The organism is Amycolatopsis jejuensis (assembly GCF_000717335.1).
In the GTDB taxonomy this organism is placed as follows: domain Bacteria; phylum Actinomycetota; class Actinomycetes; order Mycobacteriales; family Pseudonocardiaceae; genus Amycolatopsis; species Amycolatopsis jejuensis.
In genome coordinates, this window is sequence record NZ_JNYZ01000018.1 from 1 (window position 1) to 22,400 (window position 22,400).

The following is a 22,400-nucleotide window of genomic DNA, read 5'->3' on the forward strand; positions in this document are numbered from 1 at the left end:
CCATTCCTTCCGAGCCACCGTGCGGCAACCAACGATCAGCCACACCCCATCGCCCTGGGCATCCAGGGCACTCGCCCCGAACAACATCAACCTTAGGGACCAGGGATGACCGACGTGGTACCTCAGCTCGGCGCGCGTGCTGATCTCGGTGAGGAGGTTCGGCTGGACCTTTATCGCCGGGTGGTGCTGGCGCGGGCGTTCGACGAGCAGGTGCGTCGCGGGTTGTGGGCGGGCAGGTTGCGGTTCAACTACTGGCCGTCGGAGGGGCACGAGGCCATCGCGGCCGGAGCCTGGTCGACGCTCCGGCCGGGGGACCGCGCTGTGGTGACCTACCGCGGTGGTGCGGACGCGATTGCGCTCGGGGTGCCGGTGACTGCGGTCGTCGCCGAGTATCTCGGGCGCGTCGGGGGTACCTCCGGTGGCCGCGGCGGCGCCATGGGGCTGTGCGACCCGGAGCGGAACCTTGCGCTGAGCACCGGCATTGTCGGGGCGGGCGCGCCGATCGCGAACGGTATCGCGCTCGCGGCGACGTTGCGCGGCAGCGACTCCGTGACCGTGGTCAGCTTCGGCGACGGCGCCACGAGCATCGGATTCGTCCACGAGGCAATGAATCTTGCGGCGCTCTGGAAACTGCCGGTGGTGTTCCTCTGCCAGAACAACCAATTCGGCGAGCACACCCCGATCGGCGAGTACACGCTGACCAAACGGCTGTCGGACCGGGCGCCCGGCTACGGCATGCCGGGGGTGACCGTGGACGGATTCGATCCGGAAGCTGTTCATCGAGCGGCTGGAGAGGCGGTGGCGCGCGCTCGTGCGGGCGAGGGGCCCACCTTTCTCGAAGCCACCTGCTACCGGCTTCAGGGCCATTCCTTCGGCGCTCCGATGCCGTATGCCGACCCGGATGAGCTGGCCGCCGCGAAAGCGGCGGAACCCGTCGGCGCGTACCGGACCCGGCTGATCGAGGCCGGAGTTTCGGCGGACGCGCTCGGTGTCATCGAGGCCGAGGTCACGGACCTGGTCGCCACCTCGATCGAGGCGGCCTTGCAGAGTCCGCAGCCGGATCTTGCCGAGCTGGGCAACCATGTGCTGGCCGGGACCACTGCCGCCACGCCGGAAAGCCCGGCCGGTCTCGCGGATCCCGGGTTGCCCGACAGTCCGCGGACCAAGACCGGTATGTCGGGCGCGGTGAACGACGCACTGGCGATCGCCCTCGAAACCGACGCCCGGGTTTTTCTGCTCGGTGAGGACATCGCCGACCCCGCGGGTGGCACGTTCAAGATCACGAAGGGCTTGTCGGACCGCTTCGGGACCCACCGCGTCCGGGCCACCCCGATCAGCGAGACGGCCATCGTCGGGGCCGCGATCGGCGCGGCCATGCAGGGCTTGCGGCCGGTCGCCGAGCTGATGTTCGCCGACTTCCTGCCGACCGCCCTCGACCAGATTGCCAACCACGCGGCCAAACTCCGGTCGATGACCGGGGGACAGGCCACCGTCCCGCTCACGATCCGGACCCTCGTCGGCAGTGGTACCGGCGCTCAGCACTCGCAGTCCCTCGAAACGCTGGTCGCCCACATTCCGGGTCTGAAGGTCGTCTATCCGTCGACCGCAGCGGACGCGAAGGGGCTGCTCGCCGCGTGTATCGCCGACGACGATCCTTGCGTGTTCTTCGAGTCGGCAGCGTTGCTGTACAAACCAGGCGAGGGTGAGGTTCCGCAGGGACCGTACGAGGTTCCGATCGGAACGGCAGCCATTCGCCGCCCGGGCAAGGACGCGACCGTCGTGGCGTATGGCACTGCGGTACCGACGGCTCTGCTGGCGGCCGAGGAACTGGCCGGGGAGATCGACGTCGAGGTCATCGACCTGCGTTCGCTGGTCCCGTGGGATTCGCCGCGGGTTTTCGCGTCGGCTCGCCGGACCGGGCGAGCGGTCGTGACGTACCCGGCCGTGCAGTTCGCCGGTTTCGGCGCTGAGGTGGCCGCCCGGATTTCCGAGGAATGCCACGATGCCCTACGCGCTCCCGTGCGCCGGGCCGGTGGCGCGTACACCGCCATCAGCCACGCGCCGAATCTCTCCGCCGCCTTTTATCCGTCGGTGTCGAAACTGGTCGAAATACTGCGCTCGGCAATGGCTTTCTGAGCACTTTTCCCGAGAGGAGCTGCCCGGGTGAACGCCGCTTTGCTGCGCCCCACCGGAACCGACCGCCTACTGGCCGAGATCGCCGACGCGGTGGCGCACCAGGCCGGCTATGCCCAGCCCGAAGGTTTCGACCAGGTCAAGGGATGGCGCCGCGCGGCGGAGGCCGGGCTCTGCGGAATGCGGCTGCCCGAACGCTTCGGTGGTGGCGGTTGTTCCGCCGTGGACCTGGTGACGGTGGCGACGAGCCTCGGCACGCACCTGGCCGTGCTGCCGCTCCTCGGGCACGTGCTTGCCGGTGAGCTGGCGACGCTCGCCGGCGCGACGGCGGAAACCCTTACCGGACTGGCCGATGGCACCCTGCGGCTCACCGTCGGCTTGTCCGCCGACCTGACCGGGACCGGGGAGGCCGTTGCCTGGGACGCCGCCGGTGCCGACGCCGCTTTGGTTCCGGCCGACGGCAAACTGGTCGCGCGAGCCGTCGCCGAGCCGTCCGGACGACCCGCCGATCTCACCCGGACGGTGACCCCGCTCGGCCCGGCTGTCGACGTCGGTGACCTCGGGGGTGAACTCGGCGATCTCCGCCGGTGGACCGCGCTCGCGCTCACCCTGGTGGCCGCGGACACGGTCGGCGCGATGGCCGGAGCACTCGGTGCCGCGGTCGAATACAGCCGCACCCGGGTCCAGTTCGGGGCTCCGATCGGCAGTTTCCAAGCGCTGCAACATCTTTGCGCGGACGCGTACGTCTCGCTGACCGCAGCCCAGGCACTGACGTCGCACGCAGCCGAGCAGCTCGATACGGCAGACCCGGCCGCCGCGCTGCTGGCAGCCAGGTCGGCGAATGCGCTCGCCGCGGAGTACGGCCGCCCGGTTGCCGAGGCGGCGATGCAGGTGTTCGGCGGGATGGGGATCACGTGGGAATTACCCCAGCACGCCTACCTTCGCCGGATCGCGCTCAACCGGAGGGTGCTGGGCGATGAGCGGTACCAGTACACGAAGATCGCCGAGTCGCGACTGGAGGCCTGATCGTGTCCACCGCCGAGGAAGTCGAAGCATTCCGGGACGATCTTCGTACCTGGCTGTCCGCGAATCGCCCGCCACCGGCGCCGCCGAGCCACGACGGCGCGGCGCGGATCGCGCACAGCAAAGCGTGGCATCGTCAGCTGTCCGCGGGTGGCTGGCTCGGGCTGTCCTGGCCCGCCGAGTACGGCGGACAAGAGCGGCCCCCGGTATTCGAAGCGATTCTGAACGACGAGCTGGGCGCGGCCGGCGCGCCGCTGCTGACCAGTTTCTCGTACCTGGGGCGGGTCCTTCTCACGAGCGGGACCGAGGAGCAGCAGCGGCGCTACCTCCCGCCGATGCTCGCCGGGACGGAATTCTGGTGCCAGGGATTCAGCGAGCCGGAAGCGGGATCGGATCTCGCGTCGCTGTCGACGGCCGCCCGGCGCGACGGCGGTGAATGGGTCGTCAACGGCCGCAAGATCTGGACCAGCCGGGCCCATCACGCGGAGTTCTGCCTGCTGCTCTGCCGGACCGAGCCGGGGTCGGACAGAAACCGCGGACTGTCCTTCCTGGTCGTTCCGACGTCCGCGCCCGGCGTCACCATCCGCCAGTTCGCGCTCAGCACCGGCGCGGAGGAGTTCGCGGAAGTGTTCTTCGACGACGCCAGGGTGCCGGTCGGCAATCTGGTCGGCACCGAAGGCGAGGCCTGGCCGGTCGCCATGGCTGCACTGGAGTACGAGCGGGGACCCGGCGACGTCGGGTTCGTGGGCATCCTCGGGCACGACCTCGCCTTGATGGAACAAGCCGGGGCGGACGTGACCGACTCGTTCGTCCGGGCCCGCATCGGCCGGGCCTACGTCCTCACCGAGGCGGTGCGCCGGGTGTGCGCCACGAGCATGGCGGCGCGGCTCGCCGGACAGCCACCCGGACCCGAGATCTCGGTCGACAAGCTGTTCTTCACCAGGGCGCGGCAGGAGATTTCGCGGGACTTCACCGATCTGGTGCCCGGTGCCCAGGCTGGGTCCGAGGGAAAGGCCCTGCGGGATTACCTGTACTCCCGGGCGGTATCGGTTTTCGGTGGTACGGAACAGATTCAGCGGAACATCGTGGCGCAGCGGGTGCTCGGGATGCCGAGGTGAGCTACCGGGACGCCTGGCGCGATTCGTACCGGGCCATCAGCCGGCGGGCCGTGATCTGCAGGGGCGGCACGATGCGGCTGACGCTCATTCTCGACATGTGCGGCAGCACCGACAGCGCGCCGGCGAGTTCGCGCGCCGCGGTGAGGAGGGGGACGGCGACCGCGCCATAACCGTCGGTGTACTCCTCCCGCATCACCGCATAACCGGCGCGCCGCACCTCGGTGACCGTGTCGCGCAAGGTGGCGAAGCTGTCGATCGTCTGCGCGGTGAACCGCCGCAAATCCGACTGCCGAAGGCTTTCCAGCGGCGACGGGCGCGCGTAGGCGAGGAAAATCTTGCCGCTCGCCGTCGCGTGCAGCGGTGCACGGTGCCGGATCGGGTGGGCGGAATGGGCGTCGCGGGTGCCGATCAGCTTTTCGACGTAGAGCACCTCGTGGTGGCCGAGAACGCCGAGGAACACCGGCGCCCGGACCGCCTTGAAGAGGGTCGCCATGTACGGCAGTGCGGTCTGCCGCAGCTCCTCGTGCGCGGGAACCCGCTGTCCGAGCGCGAACAGCCGGGTGCCGAGCTGATAGGCGGTGCCTGCCCGGTCCAGGTACCCGTGTTCGACGAGTTCCGCGACCAGCCGGTACACCGTCGACTTCGCGAGGCTGGACCGCCGCGCGATGTCCGACAGGGTGAGCTGCTGCTGCTCACCCTCGAAGGTGTCGAAGATCAGGCGGACCTTGGTCAGCAGGGTTTCCGCGTTGTTCGGGAGCGGGACGACGGCCGTCACTGCCAGCCTCCTGGCTTGCGCCCGGTCCGGACCGGACGACATGGTCGGATGGGACCCGGTCGGATGGGGTCATTCCCGCGGCAGGCCCAGCACGCGCTCCGCGAGCACGTTCTTCTGGATCTCGTCGGTGCCGCCACCGATCGAAACCAGGTGTGCCGACAAGGCCATGAGCTCGACCTCACCGCCGAGCGCCGCGTCCGGTCCGGACAGCAGCCCGGCCGGACCGAGGACGTCGAGATCGACGTCGCGCGCCCGCCGGGCGAGCGCCGCCGCGGCCAGCTTCGCGACACTCGCCCCGCCGTCGAACGGCGAAGCGCGGAGCCGGGCCATCAACGCCCGGCTGGCTTCGCTGAGAATGTGCAGCTGCACCACGTTGTCGCGAACAACGTCGTCGGACCATACGTCGTACTGCAACGCGAGCCGCCGCGCGGCCCGCCCACTGCGCGAATACATGCGGGTGGCGGTGGATGCCGCAGTGCGCAGGGCTTCGGCAGCTTCGCCGACCGTGCGGTCCAGCCAACCGCCACGCTGTCCGGCCGGCGGAGCGGGCACGGCCGACGGTACGCGGGAACGCTCGGCGGCCAGCGTCGCCTGCGCCACTCGCCAACCGTCGTTCAGCTGCCCGACAAGCCGATCCCCGGGTACGCGCGCTTCGGTGAGGAATACCTCGTTGAACTCGGTGAGCCCGTTCATCTGCCGCAGCGGCCGGACCTCGACCCCGGGCTGCGCCAAGGGCACCAGCAGATAGCTGATCCCGCGATGTTTGGGGGCTTCCGGGTCGGTGCGCGCCAGCAGCATTCCCCAATCCGCTTCGTGGGCAAGGGAACTCCAGACCTTCTGGCCGTTCACCACCCAGTCTCCGCCGTCGGGCCGGGCCGACGTCCGGAGACCGGCGAGATCGGAACCCGCACCCGGTTCGCTGAACAACTGGCAGGCCGCGATTTCGCCACGCGCGATCTGCGGCAGCAGCTCGCGTTGCTGCGCGGGCGAGGCATGCTGCAGCAGTGTCGGGGCCAGCATCGTGACGGCGATCCCGTCGGGCGGCCCGATCAGCTTGCGGTTCGCCAGTTCGGTGCGGGCCACCCGGGCCATCCGCGGGGATTCCCCACGGCCACCCGCTTCTTCCGGCCACTGCGGGAAAGACCATCCGGAATCCGCGAGCCGCCGCCACCATTCCCGCACGGTGAGGCCGGCGGACCAGTTCGCATCGAGCCACGCGCGGAACTCTGCTGTCACATCGGCGTCCATCCACGCTCCTCCGCCGGGAATCCGGAAACGCTTGCCCCTCGATACTTACCAGGTACCATCGGGCATACCAAGCCCGGCGGCAATTTCGCTCCGCCCGGCTTCTCTCAACCCGCCGAACCCCTTCGAGGACAATCGTGTCTCTTGACTGTACGCCCGAGCAAGCCGATCTCCGTTCCGCCGTCCGCGATCTGCTCACCGCAGAATCGGCGGAGCCGCAGGTCCGTGCTGCGATGGAAAGCGCGGCGGGCTTCGATCCGGCGGTGTGGCGGACGATGGCGGAAATGGGCCTTCCCGGCCTCCTGATCGACGAGGCATACGGCGGCGGAGGCGGGAACTTCGGTGACGTCTGTGTCGTTGCCGAGGAAATGGGCCGGGCTTTGCTTTGTGCGCCTTATCTGTCGTCCGCGGTGGTGGCCACTACGGCTCTCCGGCTGTGCGCGGACGAAGATGTACAAGCGCGCTGGCTGCCGGAACTCGCTGCTGGCCGCCTTCGCGCCACTCTCGCGACCTCGGCCGTCGCCGCGGCGCCGGATGGTGGCCGGTGGCGGGTCACCGGAGCTGCCGAATATGTCCTCGACGGCCATACCGCGCAGCTGCTCCTGGTCCCCGGCACCACCGATGCGGGGCTCACCCTGTTCGCTGTGGACAGTAGCGCGGAGGGGGTACGTGCGGCCGCCCGCACCACCCTGGACGCGACGCGCCGCCTGGCGCATCTCGAGTTCGAGTCGGCGGCCGCGGTGGCGGTCGGCCGGGCCGGATCGGCGAGTGAATTCCTGCCTGCGGTACTGGATTTGTCGCTGGTGGCGTTGTCGGCCGAGGCTTTGGGCGGGGCACAGCGAGTGCTCGAAATGGCCGTGGAATACGCGAAGGTGCGGGAGCAGTTCGGCAAGCCGATCGGGTCGTTCCAGGCGATCAAGCACAAGTGCGCGGACATGCTCACCCAAATCGAGCTCAGCCGTTCGCTGACGGTACTGGCCAGGGACGCGGCCGTGGCCGGGCGTGCCGACCTGCCGATGGCGGCGAGGATGGCCAAGGCCTTCGGCGGCGACACGTTCTTCGCCTGCGCTGCCGAGAACATCCAGGTACACGGGGGAATCGGCTTCACCTGGGAACATCCGGCGCACCTGTACTTCCGGCGGGCGAAGTCCACGCAGGTCCTGTTCGGCAGCTCGCGGGAGCTGCGTGCGCAGCTGGCTCGCCTGCTGGACGAGGAGTCCGCGGCCGGAAGAAGATCGGGTTAAGCCCGGCGTGACAAGGGTTTTGGCGAGATCCGGCACTCGGTAAGACTGCGGGTCGACAACAGACTGCCAGTTGGTTTATCCTTCGGGAACGAGAGCGCGCCATGGCCGGGTCCGGTCACGGCTGCGCCGGTCGACCTGCTCTGCTGCCCTTCCGGATGTCACTAAGGACGCTCATGGAAGATCTCGATCGATCGCCGGTTCCGGACTATCCCTCGCTCCTGCGGCTCGACGGCCGCACCTTCGTCGTCGTCGGCGCGGGACAGGGCATGGGACGCCAGACCGCCCACGCACTCGCTTCGGCAGGCGCGCACGTCGCTTGCGCCGACCTCGACAAGGACCGGGCCGGCCACGTGGCGGTTGAGATCGCCGGAACGGCCTACCAGGTCGACGCGGCCGATCCGGAGCAGATCGAAGCCATGCTGACCGCGGTCCGCGCGCAGGCCGGCCGGATCCACGGGATCTGCGACGTCATCGGGATGGCGCGGTGGTCCAAGGTCACCGAGATGCCCGACGAGGACTGGGACTGGTCGTTCGACCTCGTGCTCCGCCATGCGTACCTGCTGATCAAGATCGGCGGCCGGATGATGGCGGAAGACGGGGGAGGGGCGATCACCTGTGTGTCGTCGATCAGTGGAATCAGCAGCGCGCCTTACCACGGCGCGTACGGGGCGTACAAAGCCGCGATGATTTCCTTTGTCAGAACGGCATCGGTGGAGCTGGCCCCGGCGAACGTGCGGGTGAACACCATTGCCCCGGGAGCCGTCGCGACGCCCCGTCTGGCGCGCGATCGCGGTCTCGATGTCGCGTCGATGGCGGACGGCTCGTTGACGAAAATGGCGCAGACCGCGGACATCGGGTCGGCGATGCTGTACCTGTCGAGCGATCTCGGCAAGCACGTGAACGGGCACACCCTGGTCGTCGACGGCGGCACCATCAACAAGTTCCCGATCCCCCTGGACGGTGCCGATGCGCGCACGCCGGGGAGTGTCATCGGCTCCCGGGGATGAACCAAGTGCGGTAACGAAAGGACGGTCGACGACGTGGACGGAATTCCTGAAAGACTGGCCGGCAAGGTCGCCTTCGTCACCGGAGCGGCGCGCGGGCAGGGCCGGGGGCAGGCGGTGCGGCTCGCCGCCGAGGGCGCCGACATCATCGCGATAGACCTGTGCACCAAACCGGAGACGACCTCGTATCCCGGGAGCACGCAAGAAGATCTCGCCGAGACCGGGCGATTGGTGAAGGAGCTCGGACGGCGCATCGTCACCCGGGTCGCGGACATCCGGGCGCTCGCCGAGCTGGAAGCGGCGGTCGCGGAAGGGGTGGCCGAGCTCGGCAGGCTCGACGTCGTCGTCGCCAACGCCGGAATCTGCACCACGGCGATGTCGTGGGAAATCACGCCGGAGCAATGGAAAGAGACCATCGACGTGAACCTGACCGGCGCGTTCCACACCGCGAAGGCAACGGTTCCGCGGCTGATCGAACAGGGCTCCGGCGGTTCGGTGATCTTCATCAGCTCGGTCGCCGGCCTGCGCGCCAACCCGTTCCTGGCGCACTACGTGGCGAGCAAGCACGGCGTCACCGGCCTGGCCAAGACGATGGCGCTCGAGCTCGGGCGGTACGACATCAGGGTCAACTCGGTACATCCGGGCGCGGTCGAGTCGGGGATGTACCCCGCCGAGCTGGTTCCGTTGCTGCAGGAGTACGCCACCACCCTCGCGCCGATCTTCATGCCGACGCTGCCGGACCAGATCTCGCAGCCCGAGGACATCGCTTCGGCCGTCGCATGGCTCGCCTCCGCCGAGGCCCGGCACGTCACCGGGATCCAGCTGCCGGTGGACCTCGGCAACCTGCTGCACTGATCTCCGGCCAGGACAGTTCCCGCTGCGCTGCCTTCCTTCCTTTCCGGACAAGGGACGACTATGACCTCATCTGAATCTCGACGCATTGTTTTCTACGGCAAGGCCGATGCGCCGGTGCTCGAGGAGACGGGCATGATGGCGCCCGCCACCCTCGACCCGGCGGTGTCCGCCGAATTCGACCTCTCCCTGCTCGCTGCCGGTGCCCGTACCACGGTGCTGTTCTCCGAGGAGGAACCGAGCGGATTCAGCTTGGTACACGCGAAATTCGGCCCCGGCTATCGCCTGCCGCGGCACAGTCACTCGTCCGACTGCCTGTACTACGTGGTCCGGGGCGAGGCGATCATGGGCCGTCGCACCATCAAGGCGGGCGACGGGTTCTTCGTCTCGGCCGGTCAGCCGTACGCGTACGCGGCCGGGCCCGACGGGGTCGAGGTCCTCGAATTCCGGACGGAGACCCACTTCGACATGAAGATCTTCGACCAGACGGTAGCCCGGTGGCAGCCGATCGTCGCTGCCGCCAAGGCCAACCACGACCGATGGATTGCGGAGGTGTGAGGATGACACTCGCGGAGTCGCAACTGAACGACGTCGCTGCCGATCTCGACCGCCACGGCTACGCCGTGGTGCCGAACGTGCTGTCGCAGGCGGAAGTCGGCGAGGCCGTCGAGCGGCTCTGGGCGGCGAACGAGGAGAACCAGCGCCGCGGCAACCCGGCGCACCTCCCGAACGTCGACCCGAACGAGTGCAACGTCCGGGTCTTCAATCTGGTGGACCTGGACCCGCTGTTCGGCGACCTGCTCCAGCACCCCGCCGCGGACGCGATCGTGGCGCGGTGCCTCGGCCCGGACTACGTGGTCAGCAACTTCACGGCGAACATCGCGCGTCCCGGCAGCGGGTCCATGGTCATCCATTCCGACCAGGCGACCGTGGTGCCGGAACCGTGGTCGAACCCGTGGGCGATCAACATCATCTGGTGCCTGTGCGACCTCCGCGCCGAGAACGGCGCCACCCGCTACATCCCCGGCAGCCACCGCTGGTCGACGAAAGCCGATCTCCCGGACGACCTCGAGCCGCTGCTGGTCCCGTTCGAAGCCCCGGCCGGGTCGATCCTCGCAATGGAGGGCCGGGTCTGGCACACCTCGGGAGCGAACGTGACGAAGGACGAGGACCGGCCGCTGTTGTTCGGTTATTACACGAGTCCGTTTTTGCGTTCGCAGTGGAATTTCAGTGCTGCTCTTCGGCCTGGGGTGCAGGAGCGTTTTTCGCCGGTGATGCGGCATCGGTTGGGTCTTGATTCGTGGTTGAATTTGCGTAAGCCGCGCGGCTGATCTGCGGTGCTTGTCAGGTCTTGAGTGCAACGGTGGCGCGCCCGGGGGCCAGCGTGGTCCCGTCGGAGCTTGCTGTCCACACTTCCAGGTCCAGGTAGGTGGTTCCGTCCAGGGAGCGCCGGTCGACCACCCGGCCGCCTGCGGTGACCGTGGCCCCGCGGGTGTTCGGCACGCGGAACTTGCACGACAGCGAGACAATGCGCCCGTCGTCGCCGAGCCAGTCGCGCAGCAGGCAATGCAGATACGACCACTGCAAATTTCCCATGCCGAACGCGCCGGGGTAACCCGCGGCGCGGGCGGCCTCGTCGTCCATGTGAATGGGGACGAATTCGTCGTTGACCGCGGCAAAACGGTTCCAGTTGCCGAGGTCGGTGGTACGGACGAAGGCAGGCAGGTCGTCGCCGATGGCAGCGTTCGCCGGATTGTCGTTGACAGTCAAAGGAATCCTCGCTCGGCTGCAGTCAGTATCGGATCAGGGTCGTCCGGTGGCGCCGGACCCGTTCGGCGCGCTGGTTCGTCCAGGTGTCCTCAAGAGTGGTGAACAGCATCCGGCCCAGGCGGCCGGACCGTTCGTCGTACCTGGTGAGCCGTTTGACGGCGGTCAGCACGTCGCCCGGCCGGATCGGTTCGCCGTACTCGACCTCCATGCCGCCGTTGAGCGCGAAGTTCACCCGCGGCGGGGGAATGCCGAGCGATTTCTCGAGGTGTACCACGTCGCCGGTGCCGGTTGTTTCCTGCTTGGCGACACACCACGCGAAGGCATTGAATTCCTCCGGCGCAACGATATCGGCCGCGGGATCGAGGAACCGTGCCGGCGGCGCGTCCGGGTAATAGACCGCGATGGCCCAGCGGCGGATGTCGGATTCCGCCACGGGGTAGGACACGCGGCGGTCGAGTACGGCGCCGAGCGCACCGCGCATTGCCTCGGAGATGTGGGTCATCGCGGGCGCCCGAGGAACTGCTTGGCTCCGGGATAGCTCGGGCGGGGCAACTTCAACACATGCTGGGCGATGATGTTGCGGAAGACTTCGACGGTACCGCCGTAGATCGTGGTGCCTTGCGCGAACCGGTGGGCGAAATCGAGCGCACCGTCGCCGAGGAGGCCGGGCGCACCGGGCTGGAGCACGGCTTGCGGGCCGACCAGGTCGATCAGTTCCGCGGATTTCGCAATGAGCGTCTCGGCGCCTTTCACCCGGCCCATCGGCCCGGGCGTGCCGAGGGCGGCCTCGTAGCCGGTGGCGATCTGCCCGAGGCGGGCCAGCACGGCGGGGTCGTCGGCAGGCCGGGTGCCGTCCGCGGCCGGGGTCGCCGCCCAGGTCAGCGCGGCGGCGAAAGCAGGTTCGAGGGTACGGAGAAAGCCTTGTCCCATAGACAGATCCGCCAGCCGGTCGCGGGCGGCCATGCCGTGCTCCTCGTCGAGCGGGCCTCGCAGCACCGTCCAGCCCTCGTTGACCTCGCCGAGGCGATACCGGTCCGCCACCCGGACGCCGTCGTAGTAGACCATGTTGGTCCGCTCGCCGCCGAACGTCCGGATCGCCTGGATCTCGACGCCCGGGGAATCGAGCGGGACCAGGAACATGGTGAGCCCGCGGTGCTTGGGCCGTTCCGGGTCGGTGCGCGTGACCAGGAAGGTGTACTGGCAGTTCTGCGCGCCGGTGGTGAACGTTTTCGCGCCGTTGAGCACCCACTCGTCCCCGTCGCGGACCGCCTTCAGCCGCGCGCCCGCGACGTCGGAACCGCCGTCGGGATCGGTGTAGCCGAGGCACATCCGGACGGTGCCGTTCGCGACCCCGGCCTTCACCTCGGCCCGCAGGCGCGGATCGGCGAGGTACCGCTCGGCGGCCTGCCAGACCAGCCGGGTCGTCGCCGCTGTCACGCGGGGGACCTGGTGGTACACCAGTTCCAGGTGCAGAATGCGGCAGCACACCGGATCCAGCCCCGCGCCACCCTCCCCGACCGGCCATTCGGGCGTCAGCCAGCCCCGGGCCGCGAGCGCCAGGTGCACGTCGAGGTTGAAGCCCGCGCCCGTCTCGCGTTCTTCCTCCAGCACCTCGTCCGTCACGATCTCGTCGAAGAACGCCCGTGCTTCCCGCTGAAACGCTTGCTGCGCCGGGGTGAGCTCGACCAGCCCGAAGTCCATCAGAACCTCCTAGCCAAGGCCGGCGACCAGCTGCGCGCCGACCCTCGTCATGTCCGTCGCCGATTCGGTGATCGCGCTCCAGCCCTTGGCGCGCAAGAAGTACAGGCTCGAATCGGCTTCGACGGTGAAGCCGAGCCCGCCCTGCGCGTGCACGACGGTGGCGGTGCCGAAGGTCGCTGCCGACCGCGCCGCGCCGAACGCCATGAGCGGCAGTTCCGGGCGCACCCCAGGTTCGTGCTGCATCATCCACGCGGCCCGGTAGACCAGGTTGCGGGCCGCGGCGATCTCGATGGCGGTGTCGACCAGCGGGTACGCGACGCCCTGCAGGCTGCCGACCGGGACACCCATCGTCTCGCGCGTCTTGACGAACTCCACCCCCAGCGCCAGCGCGCCGTCGGTGAGCCCGGTCAACGCGGCCGCGGTCAGCAGTTTCCATTCGGCGCAAGCGATCTCGTGGAGTGCAGCGGCCCGCGGCCCGGACGCGAGCGTGGTGCGATTCGCGCCGGGCTGCCACCAGGCGAGCGGGGTGCTGCCCTGGTTCGGCACGTGCGCGGCCGGCTCTTCTCCTTGGTACAGCACGAGTTCGTCGCCGGTGAGCGCGATGACGTCCGCGGCGATGGCGGCGTCGGGCACCAGCTGCGCGACCCCCGGAACGGCCGGAGCGTGGGCGATCGTGCAGATCCGGGTACCTTGCGGGGTGCTCGCCGCGGCCAGCAGCCGGGTGGCGCACACGTGGCTGGCCAGCGGCACCGGCGCGAGCCGCCGTCCGGCCTCGCCGGCGACCAGAACCAGGTCGATCATCGTGCCGCCATCACCGCCGGCGGCGGCAGGCAGGCTCATCGTGGCGACCCCCATTTCGAGCAACCGCGCCCACAGCGCGCTGTCGAAACCGAGCGGTTCGGCGGCCCGTACCACCGACGACGGGCACTCTTTGGTGAAGAACTCCGCGAATGCTTCGCGCACCGCCATTTCGTCCTCGTCGAGCGCCGGATCGTTGCGCCGCAGTTCGTAATCGACCACTGCCTCACCCGTCCGAATCGGTTGACACCCGTCATCGGACCGTAGCACAATACCGGCCATCAGTCTCAAAGCGACTATCAGTCGGTCGCGCCACACAGTCCGGGCCGTGAGGGAGATCTTTGTGAGCAAGCGTGATGGGACGACTCGCCCGCCGGCCGAAGACCTCGAGCGACTTCGGGAACGCTACCGCCACGAGCGAAGCCTGCGGATGACGCCGGAGAATCTGCAGAAGACCGATCTCGACATGGTCGGCGAGTACGCCCGCTTCGACGACGATCCGAATGCGGTACCGGCCGATCGCCCGCCGCGCCGGGAGACGGTCACGGTCGCGGCCGTCGGCGGCGGCTTCACCGGGCTGCTCCTCGGCGCCGAGCTCCGCAAGCTGGGGATCGAGGATTTCCGGATCATCGACCGGGCCGGTGATTTCGGCGGTACCTGGTACTGGAACCGGTATCCGGGCGTGCGCTGTGACACCGAATCCTACGTCTACCTGCCCCTGCTCGAAGAAACCGGCTATATGCCGACGGAAAAGTACGCGACCGGGCCCGAGATCTTCGAGCACTGCAAGCGGATCGCGGACCGCTTCCGGCTCTACGACAATGCGCTGCTGTCCACCGAAGTCACCCAGCTGACGTGGCAGCCGGCCACCTCGCGCTGGCTCATCGAAACGCATCGCGGTGACCGGATCGAGGCACGTTTCGTCGTGCTGGGTACCGGCATCTGGGGCAGGCCGCAGCTGCCGGGCATTCCCGGCCTCGAAACGTTCGAGGGGAATTCGTTCCACACGAGCCGGTGGGACTACGCCTATACCGGGGGCGCCGGAAACGGGAAGCTGGACAAGCTCGCCGACAAGCGGGTCGGGGTGATCGGCACCGGGTCCACCGCCGTGCAGATCGTGCCGCGCGTCGCCGAATGGGCGAACGAGCTCTTCGTTTTCCAGCGGACTCCGGCGTGTGTCGACGTCCGGGCGAACCGCGATACGGACCCGGAATGGTTCGCCGCGCTCCCGCGGGGCTGGCAGCGGGACCGGATCCGGAACTTCACCACGGTGCTGGCCGGTGGCAAAGCCGATACCGACCTGGTGATGGACTGCTGGACCGACGTCAAGAAGATCGCCGCCGGGTGGCTGGAACGCAATCCCGGGATGTCCGTGGCGGAGGCGGCCGAGCTCGCCGACTTCGAGAAAATGGACACGATCCGCGACCGGGTCGAGCGGACCGTCGGCGATCCGGCCGTGGCCGAGGCGCTGAAACCGTGGTACCGCCGGTATTGCAAGCGGCCGACCTTCAACGACGAGTACTTGCCCGCGTACAACCGCCCGAACGTGCACCTCGTCGACTCTCCGGACGGGGTCGAGCGGATCACGCCGGCCGGGGTCGTCGTCGACGGCGAGGAATACCCGCTCGACTGCCTCGTCTTCGCGTCCGGGTTCGAGCTGCCGAACTTCACCCACGCCAGCCGGACCGGGTTCGAGACCGCGGGCGTCGGCGGAATCCTCCTGTCGAAGCGGTGGGCGCAGGGAATGCAGTCGATGTTCGGGATGCACGTGAACGGATTCCCGAACCTGTTCCACGTCGGCGTCTCGCCGCAGGGAATCGCGACGGCGTCGGTCACGCACATGCTGTACGAGTACATCGAGCACATCACGCACCTGGTGCAGCACGCCACCGCGCACGGGATCGCGGAGATCGAGCCGACCCGCGAGGCCGAGGCCGCCTGGATCCGGAACTGCCGGGCCCTCGGAACGCCCTTGCACAGTGGCGAGGTGGATCCCGGCGGTGCGTACGTCACCGATTGCCTGCCCGAGTTCGTCCGCGCCGCGATCCCTGCCGCCGACCCGCCGGACACCGATTCGGCCGTGGCGAAGGCCGTCGCGGAACACGGCCGGGGGCCGCTGGGCTTCTTTGCGTTCCTGGCCGAATGGCGGGCCGCGGGCGATTACGAAGGTCTCGACTTGCGTCCGGAGTCCGCGCTGGGGCGGCCGTGAAAGGAACGAGCCGTCCCGGAGAGCCGCCGGACCGCTCCTGGGCCGAGGCGACCTTTCCGCCGTACGCACCGACGGTGCCGAACCTCCTCGCGGACGGGACCGGCTCGTACGGGAGCAGGGAATGCCTGGTCACCTCGGCCACCCGGCTCACCTACGCGGAGCTGGACCGCAAGTCGCTCGACCTTGCCGCAACCCTCGTCGAACTCGGCGCAGGCAAGGGTTCGCGCGTCGGGATCTTGTTCCCGAACGGGGCGGACTGGGTCATCGCCTGGGCGGCGGCGGCCCGGATCGGCGCCGTTGTGCTGCCGGTCAACACTTTCTACCGGCCCGAGGAGCTCCGGGCATTTCTCCGGTACGCCGATGTCCAGTACCTGCTGTGCGTCGAATCGTTTCTCAAGCACAATTACCTGGACAGCCTGGAGAAGGCGGTACCGGAACTGGCTTCGGCGCACGGATCCCCGCTGTTCCTCGGCAGCCTGCCCCAGCTCCGATACGTGCTGAACTGGCATGGCGAGGGGCGGCCATGGAACCTGCCGTGGCACCGATCCGATGCGCCCCGGCTGCGCGAGCTGGTCGCCGAGATGGAACGGGACGTGACCCCGGCCGATGACCTGGCCGTGGTGTTCACGTCCGGGACGACCGGCGAACCCAAAGGGGTCGTGCACACGCACGGTGGGTTGCTCCGGCACGCCCGCAACCTCGCCGGTCTGGCGGGCAGTGACGAGAACTTGCGGATCTGGAGCCCGATGCCGCTGCACTGGGTGGGCGGTTTGGTGCTGAGCCTGCTCCGCCCGTTGTCCGTCGGTGGCTGCTTCGTCACCCAGGAAGTCTTCGAAGCCGGGGAAGCGTTGCGGCTTCTCGAGCAGGAGCGGGTCACCGATGTCACCGGCTGGCCGCATACGATCGCGAGCCTGGTGCAGCATCCGGACTTCGCCGGGACCGACTTGACGTCCATCAGCTTCGGCCTGCCGGAGGCGATCCCCGCCGATCGGCGCCCGGCCGACGCGTCGCTTGCGGTCTCGACGCTCGGGATGTCGGAAACGGGTGGCCCGCACACCTATTCCACGGCCGCCGAACGGATCACCGGCTCCCCGGCGGAGTACCGGGGCAGCTCGGGACACCAGGTTCCCGGGCTGCGGCACCGGATCGTCGACCCGGATACCGGCGAGGAGCTGCCGGACGGGCAGGAGGGCGAGATCCTCGTCCGCGGCTATTCGCTGATGCGGGGTGTCCACAAACGCGAGAATGCGGACGTCTTCGACGCGGACGGCTGGTATCACACCGGCGACCGCGGCGTGATCCGGGACGGCTGGTTCTTCTTCACCGGCCGGGAAAGCGACCTGATCAAGACCCGGGGGGCGAATGTGGCGTCCGGCGAGGTCGAACAGAAACTCCGGGAGCTTCCCGGCGTCGATCTCGCTTTCGTCCTCGGGGTACCGGATCCGGTGGACGGGCAGCAGGTGGTCGCGCTTCTCGTCGGCGGCGACGGGTTCGCATTCGCCGAGCACGAAGTGCGGAATGCACTGCGCGAGCAGCTTTCCTCGTACAAGGTACCCCGCCGGATCTTCCCGATCCTGCGGTCGGAGGTGCCGTGGTTACCCAGTCAGAAGGTCGATCGGACGCGCTTGCTCGCGCGGGCCGGTGACCTGCTGGTCGAAGCGAAGGAGAACAGGATGTCCCAACCGGTTCCGGGCAATGACCATCTCGCGACAGTGGAGCGTGCGGTCGAAGCCTACAATTCCTGCGATTTCGAGACGTACGCCGGGTTGCTCACCGAAGATGTGCTGTTCGTCCACCACAACCGCACGCCGGAATACCGCGGCCGCGACGAAGTGATCACCATGCTGAAAGAAGCGGCGTCGAGCATGTTCGCCAGCAGGGAATTCCTCCCGGCCACGCGAGTCGACCAAACCGGCGATTTCGTTTACCGCCGTCAGGGGTGGACGGGGACCGTGGCGGCCGACGTTCCCGGCGCGTCGATGTCCAAGGGCGACCAGGTTTCGATGGATCTCTGCAGTGTTTATGTCTTCCGCGGTTCGCTGATCGCCGAATTCCATGACTACGGGTGAGCCGGGATCCGCAGCGAACAGAGGGAGCAACCGCCTTGCCTGATCCGGAATACGGTCTCATCACCGACGAGAAGATCCGCCGCCTCCGCCTGCGGGTGGGCGCCGATCTCGACCCGGCCAACTTCGCCCCGGCCGAGATTTCCCGTGCCGCCTGGCGTCCGGTCACGAATGGCTACAACCAGGTCGTCACCCCTGACGCGGTGCGGCATTTCGTCAACGGGTACGGCGACGACAACCCGCTGTACTGCGATCCGGCCTATGCCGAGGCGAGTTCCTGGCGCGGCCTGATCGCACCGCCGACCTTCGTCTGGACCATGTGCGACCCGCAGACCGACCAGGAGGTCGTCCTCGGCGGCGGCGACGAGCCGCCGCGCAGGTTGACCGCGGCCGGGCGGGAGCTGTTCGCCGGGGACCCGTTGCGCGGGACCGGTTCCGTCCAGTCCCGGGTCGAGTACGAGTTCTACCGGCCGCTCGAAGCCGGCGACCGGCTCTACGGCAAGCGGACGATCCTCGCCGTCGAGGACCGGCCCAGCCGCAAGAGCGGGCGGGCGGTGCACGTGACCTGGGGACTCGTCACGTGGAACCAGGACCGGCTGCCGGTGCACCTGCAGCGCGGCACCTGGGTACGGACCGAGCGGCGGCAGGCGAACGGCGAAGGCGTGCCGCGCAAGCGGGTGCAACCCAGCGCCGAGCCGTACACCGACGAACAGCTGGCCGAGATCGATGCCGCCTACGCGGCGGAGAGCCGCCGGGGAAGCAGCCTCCTGCACTGGGACGACGTGCAGGTGGGCGACCGGTTGCCGGTGCTGGTCAAGGGTCCGCTCCGGCAGACCGACATCATCCTGTGGCACGCCGGGTGGGGACAGGGTTTTCCGACCTACGCCTTCCGGCTCGCCTACGAGCGGCGGGTCGAAACGCCCGGCCTCTACACCCGCAACGAGTACAACGTTCCCGACATCGTGCAGCGCATGCACTGGGACAAGGACTGGGCCCAGCGGGTCGGCGCAGCCGAGCGCTACGACTACGGGGCGCTGCGCGAGACCTGGCTGTGCCAGCTGCTCACCCATTGGGCGGGCGACCGGTCCTGGATCAGCTCGATCGACGTGGAGCACCGCAAGTACAACTACATCGGCGACACGACCTGGCTCAAGGGCGAGGTCACCGGCAAGCGCGTCACCGGCGGGCAGCACCGGGTCGCGGTCAAGCTGTGGTGCGAGAACCAGCGCGGGGAAGTGACGTCCCCGGCCACGGCCGAGGTGGTGCTTCCGGGCAAGGACGCCGGCCTCGGCTGGGCTCCGCCGGTCCCCGGCGACCCGGTCGACCTGCTGCGGGCCGAGATCGCCCGGTTCGCGGGAACAGCATGAGCGATCCCCGGCGCAGCAGCGAGATCGTCTTCCGGTACCTGCTCGAGGCACACGCGCGCGACCACGGTGACCGGCAGTTCGCTGTGTTCCCCGAGGAGAATGCCGCCTGGACGTGGGCCGATGCCGATCGCGCGGCGAACCGGTGCGCGGCGGTCCTCCGCGCACACGGGGTCGGACGGGGCGACCGCGTGGCGGTGCTCGGCGACAACACCCAGGGAGTGGTCCAGACCTTACTGGGCACGACCAAACTGGGCGGGGTCTACTCCCCGCTGCACCCGGCGTGGCAAGCCGACCACCTCCGGCACGGGCTCTCGGTGACCAAGCCGAAGTTCCTGGTGTGCCAAGCGGATTACCTGCCCCGGCTCGAAGCGGCCGAGAGCCCGGACCTGCCGCCGACCGTCGGAGTGCTCGGCGAATTCACGCCGCGCGGAAGCCGGTTCGTCGCCATGAACGAGCTGATCGAGGCCGCCCCCGCAGACCCTCCCGATGATCCCGGCCTGCACATCTGGGACCCGTACGCGGCGATCTTCACGTCCGGCACGACCGGCCCGCCCAAGGCAGTGCTTTCGCCGTACGGCCAGCTCGCCGCGCAGATCGAGCACAGCATGCTGCCCTTTCTCGACGCCGACGAGGTGCTCCTCGGCGATATGCCGCTCTACCACGTCGGCGCCCTGCTGAGCTTCCTGGCCGTGCTGCAGCTGGGTGCTCGGTGGGTGGTCGTGCCCAAGGTACGGATCGACAGCTTCTGGGACACGGTCCGCCGTTACGGCGTCACTCATGCGACTTTCACCCCCGCGGCCGCGACCTTCCTCGAGAAGAAGCAGCCGAGGCCGGACGACGCCGACAACCCGCTGCGGATCGTGCTGACCGGAACGTTCTCGAAGGGGCTCGACCGGTGGTGCGCGCGGTTCGGGGTGCCGCACCGGTACCGGTACTACAACGGCACCGAGCAGTGCTCCCCGCTGATGACCGGGCTCGATCCCGCGGAGGACGCGCCCACCGGATACGTGCGGCCGGGCGTCACGGCGCGGCTGGTCGACGGCGACGATCTCCCGGTCCCGCCGGGTGCGGTCGGCGAGCTCGTCGTCCGGCCGGACCGGCCGTGGGAAACCATGCTGGGTTACCTCGGCGATCCCGCGGCCACCGCCCGGGCGTGGCGCAACGGCTGGTACCACACCGGCGATCTCTTCGTGCAGACCGGCGAGGGCACGTTCCAGCACGTCGACCGGGCCGCCGACGTCATCCGGCGGCACGGCGAGAACATCTCGTCGGTCGAGGTCGAGCGGGTCGTTCTGGAGCATCCGGCGGTCCTGCGCGGTGCCGCGGTCGGGCTGCCGTCCGAGGAGGTGCCGGGCGACCAGGACATCAAGCTCTGCCTCGTGCTGCGCCCGGACGCCGACCTCGCGATGGACGAGCTGATCGGCTTTCTCCGCGACCGGCTCCCGTCGTACGCCGTGCCGCGCTACGTGGAGATCTGCCCGGAGCTGCCCGTCACGGCCACCAACAAAATCCGCAAGCCGGTGCTGCGCGCGGCGGGCGTCACCGCCGCGACGTGGGACCGGCACCGACCGCAAGGGAGCCGGACCGGATGATCCCCTCCGCCCACCGCGACAGCGGGCTCGGATACCGCAAGGTCGACGGCATCGCGTGGCTTACCCTCGACCGCCCGGATCGCGGCAACGCGCTGTCGCCCGCTCTGCGCCACGCGCTCACCTGGGCCTGGGACGACGTGCGTGACGATCCGGCCGTCCGCGTCGCCGTCGTCACCGGAGCCGGTGACAAGCACTTCTGCACCGGCGCCGACCTGAGCCATCGGGTCGCGCAGGACCGGCGCGGTGAGCCGGTCTCGCCGGACGACCGTCCGTTCGAAGAGGTGAACTCCTTCACCGCCCGCCACCGCGGGGTCTGGAAACCGGTGATCTGTGCGGTGAACGGGCTGGCCGCGAGCGCCGGGTTGCACTTCGTCGTCGATGCCGACCTGGTGATCGCCGCCGAAACCGCCGCCTTCTGCGACACCCACGTGGACGTCGGGCAGGTCGGCGCGATCGAGAACATCGGCCTTGCCAAACGCCTGCCGCTCGGCACGGCGCTGCGGATGACGTTGATGGGGCGGGCGTACCGCCTCTCCGCCGAGCGGGCGTACCAGCTCGGCCTGGTCGACGAGCTCACCACCCCCGGCGCCTTGCTCGCCACGGCGGAGGAGATGGCCCGGCAGCTCATGGCCGTCTCGCCCCGGGCCCAGTCGCTGTCCCAGCAGGCCATCTGGCGGTCGCTGGACATGGGGTACGCCCAGGCGACCGAGCTGGGCTGGGCCTACGTGCGCATGCAGTGGGCGCACCCGGATGCCACCGAAGGGCCGCGGGCGTTCGCCGAACGCAGGCCGCCGAGGTGGTACGACGGCGGGCAGCCGTGAGCGCGCGTCCCCGTCGGTTCCCGACCGGCGGTCTTGTAGGGTGGCCGTATGCCTGCTGCCCGCACCGAAAGCCTCAGTGCCCGCCACGTCGCCGAAACCCGGGCGGCTCTGATCCGGGTGGGGCGCGAGATGTTCTCCACGATCGGGTACCAAGCCGCCAGCACCGACGAGGTGGTGGCCGGCGCGGGCGTGTCCAAAGGCGCGATGTACCACCACTTCAAGTCGAAGCGGGAACTGTTCGAGGCAGTGCTGATCGAGGTGCTTTCCGAGTACGGGGAGCGCCTGGCGAAGCCGAAGATCACCGGAACCGACGAGTGGGACCGGTTCGTCAAGCTCGCGCTGCGGTACGTCGAGGCCGCCTCCACCGACGAGGCCTTCCGCCAGATCATCCTGATCGACGGCCCGGCGGTGCTGGGCTGGGCCAGGTGGCGGGAGATCCAGCGGGACATCTCGCTGGTCGGCGTCACGGAGGCGATCGGGCGGTACATGGACGCCGAGCTGATCAAGCGGATGTCCCCGGCGGCGGTGGAGCACGGGATCATCGCGGCGCTGAGCGAGTCGGTCATGTACGTCGCCCATGCGAAGGACCGGAAGGCCGCCCGCAAGGAGATGACGGCCGTGGTCACCACGATGATCAACGCGTTCCGCGCCGACCGGCCCTGACCCGCTGGCCGCCCTCCCG

Annotated in this window: 20 protein-coding genes; 14 read left to right on the plus strand and 6 right to left on the minus strand. The window is 69.0% G+C overall.

Annotation, left to right across the window (positions count from 1 at the left end; all coding sequences use genetic code 11):
• Nucleotides 1-105 precede the first annotated feature (105 nt).
• The 3 genes from OO71_RS24260 to OO71_RS24270 are packed head-to-tail and all read left to right on the plus strand — an operon-like array spanning nucleotide 106 to nucleotide 4,274.
• A complete protein-coding gene (locus tag OO71_RS24260) occupies nucleotides 106-2,136 on the plus strand; it encodes an alpha-ketoacid dehydrogenase subunit alpha/beta (protein WP_033292190.1) in 2,031 nt (676 codons plus the stop codon).
• Between the two features lie 27 nt (nucleotides 2,137-2,163).
• Nucleotides 2,164-3,159 carry an acyl-CoA dehydrogenase family protein gene (locus OO71_RS24265; protein WP_051792039.1) on the plus strand — a complete coding sequence of 332 codons (996 nt, stop codon included), beginning with the start codon at nucleotides 2,164-2,166 and terminating at the stop codon, nucleotides 3,157-3,159.
• 2 nt (nucleotides 3,160-3,161) lie between these two features.
• Complete coding sequence (locus OO71_RS24270) at nucleotides 3,162-4,274, plus strand: acyl-CoA dehydrogenase family protein (RefSeq protein ID WP_051792041.1); 1,113 nt, start codon at nucleotides 3,162-3,164, stop codon at nucleotides 4,272-4,274.
• A gap of 1 nt (nucleotide 4,275) precedes the next feature.
• Here the strand turns inward: OO71_RS24270 and OO71_RS24275 are convergent, their stop codons facing one another.
• Both OO71_RS24275 and OO71_RS24280 read right to left on the minus strand, forming a co-directional pair.
• Nucleotides 4,276-5,049: an IclR family transcriptional regulator gene (locus OO71_RS24275; RefSeq protein WP_051792043.1), complete on the minus strand. Its 774-nt coding sequence runs from the start codon at nucleotides 5,047-5,049 to the stop codon at nucleotides 4,276-4,278.
• Nucleotides 5,050-5,118: 69 nt separating this feature from the next.
• Entirely contained in the window at nucleotides 5,119-6,297 is a 1,179-nt protein-coding gene (locus OO71_RS24280) for an acyl-CoA dehydrogenase family protein (RefSeq protein ID WP_051792044.1), read from the minus strand.
• 134 nt (nucleotides 6,298-6,431) lie between these two features.
• Here OO71_RS24280 and OO71_RS24285 point away from each other — a divergent pair, with 134 nt between their 5' ends.
• The 5 genes from OO71_RS24285 to OO71_RS24305 all read left to right on the plus strand — a co-directional run bounded on the left by OO71_RS24285 (nucleotide 6,432) and on the right by OO71_RS24305 (nucleotide 10,725).
• The gene (locus OO71_RS24285; RefSeq protein WP_063740108.1) at nucleotides 6,432-7,538 is read left to right on the plus strand and encodes an acyl-CoA dehydrogenase family protein; all 1,107 of its coding nucleotides are present in this window, start codon (nucleotides 6,432-6,434) and stop codon (nucleotides 7,536-7,538) included.
• A gap of 173 nt (nucleotides 7,539-7,711) precedes the next feature.
• Nucleotides 7,712-8,545: an SDR family NAD(P)-dependent oxidoreductase gene (locus OO71_RS24290; protein ID WP_051792048.1), complete on the plus strand. Its 834-nt coding sequence runs from the start codon at nucleotides 7,712-7,714 to the stop codon at nucleotides 8,543-8,545.
• A gap of 33 nt (nucleotides 8,546-8,578) precedes the next feature.
• Nucleotides 8,579-9,397, plus strand: coding sequence for a mycofactocin-coupled SDR family oxidoreductase (locus tag OO71_RS24295; RefSeq protein ID WP_342669948.1), 819 nt, complete (start codon nucleotides 8,579-8,581; stop codon nucleotides 9,395-9,397).
• A 60-nt stretch (nucleotides 9,398-9,457) separates the two neighbouring features.
• Nucleotides 9,458-9,952 carry a cupin domain-containing protein gene (locus tag OO71_RS24300; protein WP_033292192.1) on the plus strand — a complete coding sequence of 165 codons (495 nt, stop codon included), beginning with the start codon at nucleotides 9,458-9,460 and terminating at the stop codon, nucleotides 9,950-9,952.
• A gap of 2 nt (nucleotides 9,953-9,954) precedes the next feature.
• Nucleotides 9,955-10,725, plus strand: a complete 771-nt coding sequence (locus tag OO71_RS24305; protein WP_033292193.1) for a phytanoyl-CoA dioxygenase family protein — start codon at nucleotides 9,955-9,957, stop codon at nucleotides 10,723-10,725.
• A 13-nt stretch (nucleotides 10,726-10,738) separates the two neighbouring features.
• On the opposite strand, the gene OO71_RS24310 is transcribed toward OO71_RS24305, so the two are convergent.
• The 4 genes from OO71_RS24310 to OO71_RS24325 are packed head-to-tail and all read right to left on the minus strand — an operon-like array spanning nucleotide 10,739 to nucleotide 13,885.
• Nucleotides 10,739-11,164 carry a MaoC/PaaZ C-terminal domain-containing protein gene (locus OO71_RS24310; RefSeq protein ID WP_033292194.1) on the minus strand — a complete coding sequence of 142 codons (426 nt, stop codon included), beginning with the start codon at nucleotides 11,162-11,164 and terminating at the stop codon, nucleotides 10,739-10,741.
• Nucleotides 11,165-11,186: 22 nt separating this feature from the next.
• A complete protein-coding gene (locus tag OO71_RS24315) occupies nucleotides 11,187-11,666 on the minus strand; it encodes an FAS1-like dehydratase domain-containing protein (RefSeq protein WP_033292195.1) in 480 nt (159 codons plus the stop codon).
• Nucleotides 11,663-12,865, minus strand: coding sequence for an acyl-CoA dehydrogenase family protein (locus tag OO71_RS24320; protein WP_033292196.1), 1,203 nt, complete (start codon nucleotides 12,863-12,865; stop codon nucleotides 11,663-11,665). Before OO71_RS24320 ends, OO71_RS24315 begins: the two co-directional genes overlap by 4 nt.
• 9 nt (nucleotides 12,866-12,874) lie before the next feature.
• Entirely contained in the window at nucleotides 12,875-13,885 is a 1,011-nt protein-coding gene (locus tag OO71_RS24325; RefSeq protein WP_033292197.1) for an acyl-CoA dehydrogenase family protein, read from the minus strand.
• A 121-nt stretch (nucleotides 13,886-14,006) separates the two neighbouring features.
• Between OO71_RS24325 and OO71_RS24330 the strand changes: the two genes are divergently transcribed.
• The 6 genes from OO71_RS24330 to OO71_RS24355 all read left to right on the plus strand — a co-directional run bounded on the left by OO71_RS24330 (nucleotide 14,007) and on the right by OO71_RS24355 (nucleotide 22,381).
• On the plus strand, nucleotides 14,007-15,872 hold the full coding sequence (locus OO71_RS24330) for a flavin-containing monooxygenase (protein WP_211260594.1): 1,866 nt from the start codon (nucleotides 14,007-14,009) through the stop codon (nucleotides 15,870-15,872).
• 74 nt (nucleotides 15,873-15,946) lie between these two features.
• Nucleotides 15,947-17,941 (plus strand): AMP-binding protein, encoded by a 1,995-nt coding sequence (locus OO71_RS24335; RefSeq protein WP_162186105.1) that lies wholly within the window; start codon nucleotides 15,947-15,949, stop codon nucleotides 17,939-17,941.
• Between the two features lie 35 nt (nucleotides 17,942-17,976).
• The gene (locus tag OO71_RS24340; protein ID WP_033292198.1) at nucleotides 17,977-19,305 is read left to right on the plus strand and encodes an FAS1-like dehydratase domain-containing protein; all 1,329 of its coding nucleotides are present in this window, start codon (nucleotides 17,977-17,979) and stop codon (nucleotides 19,303-19,305) included.
• A complete protein-coding gene (locus OO71_RS24345; RefSeq protein ID WP_033292199.1) occupies nucleotides 19,302-20,897 on the plus strand; it encodes an AMP-binding protein in 1,596 nt (531 codons plus the stop codon). Before OO71_RS24340 ends, OO71_RS24345 begins: the two co-directional genes overlap by 4 nt.
• The gene (locus OO71_RS24350) at nucleotides 20,894-21,718 is read left to right on the plus strand and encodes an enoyl-CoA hydratase/isomerase family protein (protein WP_033292200.1); all 825 of its coding nucleotides are present in this window, start codon (nucleotides 20,894-20,896) and stop codon (nucleotides 21,716-21,718) included. Before OO71_RS24345 ends, OO71_RS24350 begins: the two co-directional genes overlap by 4 nt.
• Before the next feature lie 48 nt (nucleotides 21,719-21,766).
• Nucleotides 21,767-22,381 (plus strand): TetR/AcrR family transcriptional regulator, encoded by a 615-nt coding sequence (locus OO71_RS24355; RefSeq protein ID WP_051792055.1) that lies wholly within the window; start codon nucleotides 21,767-21,769, stop codon nucleotides 22,379-22,381.
• The last annotated feature ends 19 nt before the right edge of the window (nucleotides 22,382-22,400 follow it).